Origin of the sequence: Bacillus sp. FSL R12-0074 (assembly GCF_038005725.1) — a bacterium.
GTDB lineage: Bacteria > Bacillota > Bacilli > Bacillales > Bacillaceae_G > Bacillus_A > Bacillus_A mycoides.
The window spans coordinates 58,552-67,841 of record NZ_JBBOTR010000003.1; the positions used below are offsets into that span (position 1 = coordinate 58,552).

Sequence of the window (9,290 nt, forward strand, 5' to 3'; positions counted from 1 at the left end):
ATCTATAGTTTAGTATTTTGATATATTCTTGGAGGTTAATAATTAACTTTTATAATCGGGCAATCAAAACTTGTCATTATGTTCTAAACTTAATGTTTCTATCTCATAAATTGTATAATTAGAAATATTTTAACACGAAGGACTCATAGTTATGTCTAAATCACCCATTATCAAAATATTTATCAGAAAATTCAAACATTAATCACGCCCCGGAATTATGGTCTCAATACCCATATTTCACCAAAAACAAACGTTCGTTTGTGTTTTTGGTGAAAAAATATGAATTTATTTGTTTTTTTCTGTAAAAGTGGTGAACAAAAGAAAAATCTAATTAGATTAAATATTTTAACAAATTTTAGGGTTTTACAATTTTATCATAACTTCCAATTTACAGATATGCATTTATAAATAGTTTAAAATTGGAATATGCGATTTTTAGAATGATTGAATGTTTATGGATTTTTACATATAGGATAACAAAACCTACTCGAGGGGATTGATATTATTTTAATAACAATATAAGATAGAAAGAAGGATTGTATTTTGAAGAGAAAACTATTTATAAAAATATATAACCCAAAAAAAAACCCCACTACACTCAGTTTTAAATAGGTTCAGGTCGGCAAACTAGAGACCAATTTAAAACTCCTTAAATAGTAAGGGTCTTATTTCATATTTTTAATTGTTCACTTATAAATAAAATTATACCATAAGGTGAATGTAATGTGAATAAGAACCATCTATTTTTCCATGTTTTTTCTGTATGTGTTTAGTGGGAAAAATAGGAGGTTTTTTCCGTGTTATTGCATAACTTTTTGCTTAGTCGAGCAAAAGCTGAATTAAGTCCTCGAATTAAACACTTATCCAAAACACCAGGGGCTATTAATCAATCAATCAAGAAAGTTACTACTTATATTGATAATATTGTCTTTGAACATGAAGGTGTTACTACAAAGGATTACCTCACAAAACGTAAATATGAAGCTTTAGAAACAGTTTTATCGTACCTAGTACAAGAAGGATATAGCCAAGTTAAACAGGATCATATTAGCAAAAAATCCGGCATTTCAAAGCCTCTTATAAATTATGTGTTTAATTGGTTGCAAGATTTAGGAGTATGCCAACAAATAAAGGTAAGACGGCATGGAAAGATCGCCCCTTCCGTTTACATCTTAACAATACATAATAACTATTTAAAAATTATAGAATACTTCAAGGTAAAATGGGCTTTAGCAATTGATGTTTGTTCTACTTTCACTAGATTTTTAAAGAACAAGATTAGTAAAAAAAATGTTGTAACAGATCATGATGATACGCAAAAAAACAAATTTGAAACATCATCTTCCCTAGATCTTTTCAACATTGAAGAACATGCGAGACCTGCTGCGGATCATGAAGCAAAAGAAAATTACAATAGATTACAAGACTTACACGATTATTTGAGTGACGATCAGAAAAAAGCATATCGCTATATAACAAGTCAACCAGTAACATATTTAACAGAACAGGACGCTTATACTATAGCCTTAAGAATGCCGAAAGAAATTGATCGTTATCAAAGATGGGATTTTGAAAAATGCGTTGGATGGTTTGAATATAATCAAGCTGAAATAAGTAATCCCGCTCATTTTATGAAAATGTTCGCTGAAAAATCTAAACAAAGAAAAGAGCGTAGCAATAGTGATGCTCAAAAGAAAATATCACTGTTTGGTCAAAAAAGTGATAGTAAATTAGTTATTTATAAATTTTTTGAAGAGAACAATTAATTTTTAAAAAACATAATATAATCCAGCCTTGCTCAAAAAACCCTTACATAGCAAGGCTATTTCTCGTGTCCTTTTTTTGATTGTAACCTTCCTATCATTTTCCTACATAAAAATCTTCAAAAACAATGCTCATTTTCCAGGAATTCATATTATTTTTCGAACTTTTCACCTGCAAAATTTTCATCCATTAAAATCTGAATGTTCTATTTTTAACTGACGAATTAACTTTGAAATTTACTAAGATAAAACTTTGAAACTCTTGTGGGAGTAAGGATAAAACTCAAAATTTAAATTCTAATGTTTTTATTGGTTTTACTATTTTAAAACAAGATTTATTAAATAAGTAATCTTCATCTTCATTTTCAAGTTGTATTTTAAATAGTGAAATTTGTCACTCTTTAGGGAGGATATACTTTTTACTTATAATAATTACAGCAAAGTTACAAGAACCCCAAAAACTTCCCTATACATTTACAATTTGATACACATTTCATACTCCATTATTTTATTTTTTATGGGAAATGCATATATTTTAATTTAAATTAGCAATTTTTAACGAAGTTTAGGGATTCTTTTTATTTAGAAATAAATCTAAAGTATAGGAGTTTTAACAATTAGTGTGGAAGCGTTCTATATAAAAATTAAAGGAGGGTGAACAGTTGCAAGAACGCTCATTTTGGACGAAAGATGTTGCCGAACGCTTAGAAATAGGTACAAGTACGCTTAGGAAATGGTGTATAGCATTAGAACAGGAACAATATTCTTTTGTAAAAGGCGCAAAAAATAGTCGTGCCTTTGTTCAAAAAGATATTAAAGTACTGGAACAGATGAAAAAGCTGATCCAAGAGGCTGGAATGAGTATTGATGGTGCGGTGAAGGTTGTCTTATCTGTTCCTTTGGCTGAAGTTGAAACGGATAATGATCTAGAAGACGATAATAGAACGCCTAGCGTTCTATCAGAGAACGTAATGACTTTGCCTAAAGGTTTTATAGAACAATTACTTCAAGAACAGATATTACTAAAAGAAAAAATTCAACAGCTCGAACGTATTGAATTAATGAATGCCGAACGGTTAGAACGCATGGAGAACAGATACAACGAACGAGATTCTTTACTATTGACACATGTTAGAGAGATTCAAGAAACTAAACAACTTATAGTAGCATCTCAAAATAAACAAAAGGAAAAAAGGTGGTGGGAATTTTGGAAATAGCACACAGTCAAAATGATTTATTTTAATTTAAAATAAATCATTTTGACTCAATTATATAACTAGAATTTAAAAAAATATTAATAATAAATCATTTTAAATAATAATAAATCATTTTAAATTAAAATGATTTATTATTATTTATTTTATATTGCTTTCTGTGACTAGTTACGGTAAAATATAATTAAGATAATTTAAAATGATTAAAAATAAATTCTTTTCAATAAGAAAGGGGTAATATAAATGAAATTCAATTATTTTGTAGAAGATGATAATGGGAATTCCGAGAAAAAGATTACGATTAATGGAGAAATGATGAAATTTCCAAACACGTATAGTTATGTGTATAAAGAGCCTGTTCCGCAAGATAAAAAAATTGAAGAATTAGTGCATGGCTTAATTCATAATATGGATGTTACTGTTAATTCATCAGCTTTAAAAGGGCAAGTAGCCCAAAGGGTGTTTGTTGGAGAACGTGCTATTCGCTCTGGTGAGGATCTTCAGAATCTTAACATTAAATCAAACCGTGGTAAGCATAAACAAGATACTACAATTATGACAACAGTTAGTGCAATCGCTTGTCGTTCGGTTCAAGATATGTTTAAAGATCAGAACTTCTTAGAAGAAGGCACAAATATAGAAGCAAATGTTTCAATGGTTACAGCTTTACCAGCTAGTGAATGGACGAAAGAAAAAGCAAAACAACTTTCAGAAAGATTTACAAATAGTAGTCACCATGTAACGGTAACTGTTGGTGATTTGAGAGTTTATGTAACTTTGAAATTTGAAAAAGTTATTGTTGTACAAGAAGGAACTATTGCTCTATTTGCTTTAATCGAGGATGGTAATGGGAAATATAGAAATGATGACATATTTAATGAGTTTAAAGAAACGTATGATATGAAAGATATAACAGGTGAATACTTCCAAGAAAAGCGTCTTCTTCACATAGATATTGGTGATGGAACAACAGAATATGTTGTTACAAAAGGTTATGATTATGATAATGACCACAGTTCGGGAGAAAGACATGGTATAGGTCATGCGATTGAACGTGCTAAAAAAGATTTTGAAGATGAATGGGGTTTCTCTATAGAAAGACAAGAGTTTGCCGGATATCTAAAAGAAGAGCATCCTAAATATTATGAAGATGCTAAAAAATTCTTAGCAAGAGCAAAATTTAATTTAGCTGATGAAGTGTTAGATACTGCGGAAACTAAATTACAAGACTTAAAATATGATGTAGAGGTCGTTGTTGTCTATGGCGGTGGAAGTATTCAATTAAAAGAAAATCTTTTCGAGGATTTAAAAGAAATTTGTGATTCTAAAAAAATTAAAATATTATGGGTTAATCCTAAGAATGCAACGGAAATGAATGTAAAAGGCATGACAGTATTTAGTTCAATTGCACTTCAAAAAGAACAAGTAAAATAGGTGATTATGATGGCTAAACCAAAAGCGATTCAAATTCCATTATCGGAGAAAATGCGTCAAAGATGTCCAGAACTATTTGTTTGGATAGAATCACAGGAAAACCCTAATGAAGCTACAAGAAAGGTGTTAGAACATTTTATATCGTTATACGGGACACAAAGTGTAGATAACGAAGAAATAAAGCTTGGAATGGCTAAAGACTTGTTAAGTGCAAAAGGCATGCTACAGGGGGATATCCCAAGAGGTCTACCTTCCAAATCACCTTTAACGTACAAACAGCCAGAAGAGGGTCATGTAGTTGAAAAAGTTGAAAGTTCATCCAGAACCGCAAATGAAAAGAATCAGCTGGAAGATGTTCATATGGAAAAATCAGAAGAAAAAACTCAAGAAGACCCAGTGAATAAACCTATAGAAAGAAATATAGATATAAATAAGTGGACAAATTAATAATTCTCTAAAAGGAATTTTAAAAGTAGTATTTCTATGAAAAGAAGCAAAAAACAACAAGATGCATAATGACATGGTGGAGTGCTTACTTATTAGAGAAGGTACTCCATTTTTGTATTTCAAATGCATACATTTATCAATGAAAGTGGTGAATTTATGGAATTACAAGCAAGCAAACAAAAAAAGCGAACTATGATTTTAAAATCCTTTTCGCTTTTGATAATTATCTTAATTTTATTGTATTTGTTTAAAGCAGTCATTCTGCAAACTACAGGAATCTTGTTGATTATCGCTCTTATATGTTTAGGATTTTATTACCTTGGACATTTGTTATTTAGGATAATGGCTTTTATTATTGTGGTAAGTAGTGTTATATGTGCCATATGTGTATTAGGATATCTTTTATAGCATTAAAATGTAAGAAGGAATGAGAATTATGGAAAAATACCCAATAGAATTTACAATTATATCTCCAAATGGAGAAGTATATGAACCCGATATTGTATACATTACAGCAAATACACCCGATGCTGCTATACAGCAAGTGGAAAATGAGATAAAGAATAGAATGGGTAAGTATTATACATATAAAGTGAAAATTAGTATGCAAAATGAGGAAGAACAACTTGCCTTATTTTAAAAAAGTTCTTTTTTGTAAAAAGAACTTTTTTCATGTAACACTAGTATCTTTTCTTTCTACTGTTCTTTTTAATGTATTCATAAATCTTATCCATGACAAATGTTTCATGATCTTTCCAAATAACTTCAGCTTCTTCTAATGTAACTACTTTGACTAATTCCTCAATTGCTGAACTTTCAACTAAAAATGTAGCTACAGCTCCGGTAGATGTTGAATATTTACTGATAACTGAATCTATAATGTTATCAATCTCTAGTACATTATTATTATGAGATTTATTTTCAATTTGACTACTTGTGTTTGTTATTTCATTTTCGGACAGTTCTTTTAATCGGCTATTTAGAATAAATTCTACATAACCGATTGGGGAATCAATATCTGTACGAAAACGGATATCTTCAATTATCTCCAATACAATTTCTTTATGCTCTTCCCATTTCTTAAATACTTTAGGAAATACTTTTTCTTTACACCGTTCTTCAAATCTCTTGATTTTTTGTTCAAATGTATTTGGCTGTTGAAATTTATCTAATTTCTTTTCAAAATGAATTAAATCGGGATCTTTCTTTTTCTGGCTACGAATAATAAATCTAATTTTTTGTACTTTCCTACCTAATTTAATTTCTTCAAATTCAAAAGAAATATCTGTTTTTTGATTTAATTCTTTTTGAGAAGGTTTTAACACACGTTGCTTAAAATTTGCATAGTTAGGGTATACATCCATCGCATCTAAGTAATACCTTAAATTTTCAAGACTGATTGTACGTTCTTTTAAGTCCTCATATTGCTTAAGTAGTTCATAAATACGTATAGCATATGTACTTTTCAATTTAACAACATTAGCCAATCTATAGCTTGTAAACTTGCTACTCAATTCTATTAAAAACGGCTTTAATAAAGGATCGAAACGCATATCAATTGTCCCTTTATTCCTATTGTAAATTGCGGAAGAAAGCCAAGATACTTGTATCAGTTCTTCTCCTGCTCGAATTTCAATTACTTTAGATAATAATTCTTTTGTTATTTTACTTAACTCCGTATATTTGATAGATCCACTCAAACCAAGTAGATCATGAAATTGTTTAATTGGGAATGTGTATGTTTTAAAATCCCTATCATTCGGTTCAATATTACTAGCTAAACAAAGTAACATCTTTTGTTCAACTAAATTTAAGCGAGAATTTGCTTCAATCAAAGTATTTGATTTAGAAACAATATTATTCTCTTTAATCTGTAAATCTTGATTTATAGACATATTTATATACGTCCTTTCCATACGTCCTCTATTGATACACTAACTATAACAAATATATCACTTTTGTTATAGTTGCTTTTTTTTATAACCAAATTTGTTATTTTTACAGATTAATTTTGGAAGTTTTATGGCCAAATTTTGTGATAAATGATATTCATAGTCCATAAAATAATTATGTGAATTAAAGATTAACAAGAGTTTTTGATATAAAAACTAATACCTTTAAAATTCGTTATAGATAAACAACCAAATTTGTTATCTTTCTAACCATTTTTGTTATAGTTAAACAACCAATTTAATTATCCTTCTAACCATTTTTGTTATAGTAAGATAACCAAATTTGTTATCTTTCTGACCATTTTTGTTATAGTTAGAACCAAATTTGTTATCTTTCTAACCATTTTTGTTATAGTTAGACAACCAAATTTGTTATCTTTCTAACCATTTTTGTTATAGTTAGAACCAAATTTGTTATCTTTCTAACCATTTTTGTTATAGTTATGTGCCAGAATCCCTTATATATCAACGCATTTCATGTTCCTAAAACATATAAACAATTAAACATATAAACAATTATTATGTAAAACAATCAAACATAGAATATTATGTTGTATATATTTATTAATAAATTTTAAAATCCTATTTGTAATAAAAATAGATCTAATGAACAAAAAAGACAAGAGTGCAACACCCTTGTCTTTTTTTATTATAGTCATAAAGAAATGGCTACAATAAATTGAAACATATTTCGTTGCTTAATATATAAAAAAAGGGAGTTATAGCCATTAGATGTCCTAGCAAATTGTCACAATAAGCTATTTTCATTTCGTAATCTGGATTTTCAACGTTTTAAAAGGGTTCTTTTTCCATGAAAGAACCTTTTTTATTTGTCTTTTTTTAGGTACAAATTCAAAAAGCTGTATTGCAAACATACGTATTTAAGGAAGCTGGAATTTTATATGGATGGTGAGAAAAAATGGACCATTATCAAATGTTGTATACTACCCCTTATTTATATTCTTCAAGCACTCTGAAAGAAATGTACAAAAGCACCAAAAAGGAAATTGACATTTGCGCCATACAAGAGCATATGCTACGTCACGAAGTATACCTGGCCCAACAATATCGAGGTTACTATTATTTAAGTCAAAAAATTGAAGACGATCTATATGGCGATGAACAGGCATTGTCATGGAATGAGCTACTGGATGATTATCAACTTTATAGAGATCGTAAGGGGAATTTATCTATCAAACCGAAAGGATGAGATAAACATGACAATCATTGGAGAGCTAGGGATTGTATATGGCGTGACCGGAGCTTCAGTTTTAGGAATAAAATTGTTGAAGAAGAAAGGTCTTTATCTTCCAGGTTGGTTGCTACGTGCGGGTCTTAAATGCTTGTTGATTGGGAGTGTTTGGTACGTTCTAATGGATATACTAGATGTGTTTCTAGGTTAGTATTACACCTGGTAGTTGAAAGTGATTATAATAGCGCATCTTAAACCGCTTTTTCTAAGCTTCCATACAGGCTCAACTACCTTAAGGAGGTATGGAGGGAATGTTGTCACTTTTATTAATTCCAGCAACCTTTATAACTGTAGCTTATTTTTATCAAAGTAACGGAATGAGTGATAAGAAAAAAATTGCAACGTTTTTTGAAATTGCAAAGATATGTGTTCAACATAAAGGTGAATTACAATACCCCATTTTTATAAAAGAAATTAAAGATGATATAAGTATGAATTATGTTTACAAGTTACCACTTGGTGTACCTAGTCAACTTATCCAAAAGTTATCGGAAGTATTAGAAGAAGGCCTATATAAACCTGTTAAAATATCGTTCCATCAAAGAGAGCTTCATATTCGCGTATTTAAGCAACAGATACCTGAAATGTGGAATTGGTCTAAGGATCTATTAAAAGAGCATACATGGAGAGTTATGATGGGGAAAGCGTTAGATAAACATGTGTATCATGATTTCGAGAAAACACCGCATATGTGCGTGTCGGGTATGACACGGTTTGGAAAGACAGTATTTCTAAAAAATGTGATGACGAGTTTGATTTTACAACAATCTCAACATGTAAGTTTTTTTATTATTGACTTGAAGGAAGGATTAGAATTTAGCCCCTACAAGAATTTGTCCCAAGTAATAGAAATAGCTGAAAATCCGGAACAGGCGTTAGAAATGTTGGCTAAAGTACGTGAGAAAATGGTTAAACAAATTGAAGTAATGAAGAAGTCCTACTTTACTAATATCATAGATACATCCATAAAAGAGCGATGTTTCATCATAGTAGATGAAGGAGCAAATCTTTGTCCCACACAAGGATTACCTAAAAAACAACGTGATGTATTATTTTTGTGCCAGGAGATGTTATCTGAAATCGCAAGAATCGGAGGTGGTTTAGGATTCCGGCTCATATTTTGTACGCAATATCCTACTTCTGATACATTACCAAGACAAATTAAACAAAATGCTGATGCGAAAATAGGCTTTCGATTACCAACAGCGGTCGCTTCACAAGTTGCTTT

The 9,290-nt window shown here is 30.0% G+C and carries 9 protein-coding genes; 8 read left to right on the forward strand and 1 reads right to left on the reverse strand.

Features of this window, described 5'->3' with window-relative positions; translation table 11 throughout:
* Positions 1 to 797: 797 nt before the first annotated feature.
* The 5 genes from NSS97_RS29270 to NSS97_RS29290 all read left to right on the forward strand — a co-directional run bounded on the left by NSS97_RS29270 (position 798) and on the right by NSS97_RS29290 (position 5,498).
* Positions 798 to 1,766, forward strand: a complete 969-nt coding sequence (locus NSS97_RS29270; RefSeq protein WP_131929498.1) for a Replicase RepFR55 — start codon at positions 798 to 800, stop codon at positions 1,764 to 1,766.
* 659 nt (positions 1,767 to 2,425) lie between these two features.
* The gene (locus tag NSS97_RS29275) at positions 2,426 to 2,980 is read left to right on the forward strand and encodes a DUF3967 domain-containing protein (protein WP_070145955.1); all 555 of its coding nucleotides are present in this window, start codon (positions 2,426 to 2,428) and stop codon (positions 2,978 to 2,980) included.
* A gap of 240 nt (positions 2,981 to 3,220) precedes the next feature.
* On the forward strand, positions 3,221 to 4,411 hold the full coding sequence (locus tag NSS97_RS29280; protein ID WP_131929500.1) for a ParM/StbA family protein: 1,191 nt from the start codon (positions 3,221 to 3,223) through the stop codon (positions 4,409 to 4,411).
* 9 nt (positions 4,412 to 4,420) lie between these two features.
* The gene (locus NSS97_RS29285) at positions 4,421 to 4,858 is read left to right on the forward strand and encodes a hypothetical protein (RefSeq protein ID WP_236736020.1); all 438 of its coding nucleotides are present in this window, start codon (positions 4,421 to 4,423) and stop codon (positions 4,856 to 4,858) included.
* 436 nt (positions 4,859 to 5,294) lie between these two features.
* Complete coding sequence (locus NSS97_RS29290; protein ID WP_070145959.1) at positions 5,295 to 5,498, forward strand: hypothetical protein; 204 nt, start codon at positions 5,295 to 5,297, stop codon at positions 5,496 to 5,498.
* A 40-nt stretch (positions 5,499 to 5,538) separates the two neighbouring features.
* Here the strand turns inward: NSS97_RS29290 and NSS97_RS29295 are convergent, their stop codons facing one another.
* A complete protein-coding gene (locus NSS97_RS29295; protein ID WP_070145960.1) occupies positions 5,539 to 6,753 on the reverse strand; it encodes a replication initiation protein in 1,215 nt (404 codons plus the stop codon).
* A 976-nt stretch (positions 6,754 to 7,729) separates the two neighbouring features.
* Between NSS97_RS29295 and NSS97_RS29300 the strand changes: the two genes are divergently transcribed.
* From NSS97_RS29300 to NSS97_RS29310, 3 genes are all read left to right on the forward strand, one after another.
* Positions 7,730 to 8,020 carry a hypothetical protein gene (locus NSS97_RS29300; RefSeq protein ID WP_002192010.1) on the forward strand — a complete coding sequence of 97 codons (291 nt, stop codon included), beginning with the start codon at positions 7,730 to 7,732 and terminating at the stop codon, positions 8,018 to 8,020.
* Positions 8,021 to 8,027: 7 nt separating this feature from the next.
* Positions 8,028 to 8,213 (forward strand): hypothetical protein, encoded by a 186-nt coding sequence (locus tag NSS97_RS29305; RefSeq protein ID WP_016128141.1) that lies wholly within the window; start codon positions 8,028 to 8,030, stop codon positions 8,211 to 8,213.
* A 100-nt stretch (positions 8,214 to 8,313) separates the two neighbouring features.
* The coding region (locus NSS97_RS29310; protein WP_341115103.1) for an FtsK/SpoIIIE domain-containing protein at positions 8,314 to 9,290 on the forward strand (977 nt) is incomplete at its 3' end.

What these genes read in the sequence shown, in the direction of transcription:
- NSS97_RS29280 (WP_131929500.1), top strand. Translation starts at nt 3,221, where the DNA reads ATGAAATTCAATTATTTTGTAGAAGATGATAATGGGAATTCCGAGAAA.
- NSS97_RS29285 (WP_236736020.1), top strand. Translation starts at nt 4,421, where the DNA reads ATGGCTAAACCAAAAGCGATTCAAATTCCATTATCGGAGAAAATGCGT.
- NSS97_RS29290 (WP_070145959.1), top strand. Translation starts at nt 5,295, where the DNA reads ATGGAAAAATACCCAATAGAATTTACAATTATATCTCCAAATGGAGAA.
- NSS97_RS29295 (WP_070145960.1), bottom strand. Translation starts at nt 6,753, where the DNA reads ATGTCTATAAATCAAGATTTACAGATTAAAGAGAATAATATTGTTTCT.
- NSS97_RS29300 (WP_002192010.1), top strand. Translation starts at nt 7,730, where the DNA reads ATGGACCATTATCAAATGTTGTATACTACCCCTTATTTATATTCTTCA.
- NSS97_RS29305 (WP_016128141.1), top strand. Translation starts at nt 8,028, where the DNA reads ATGACAATCATTGGAGAGCTAGGGATTGTATATGGCGTGACCGGAGCT.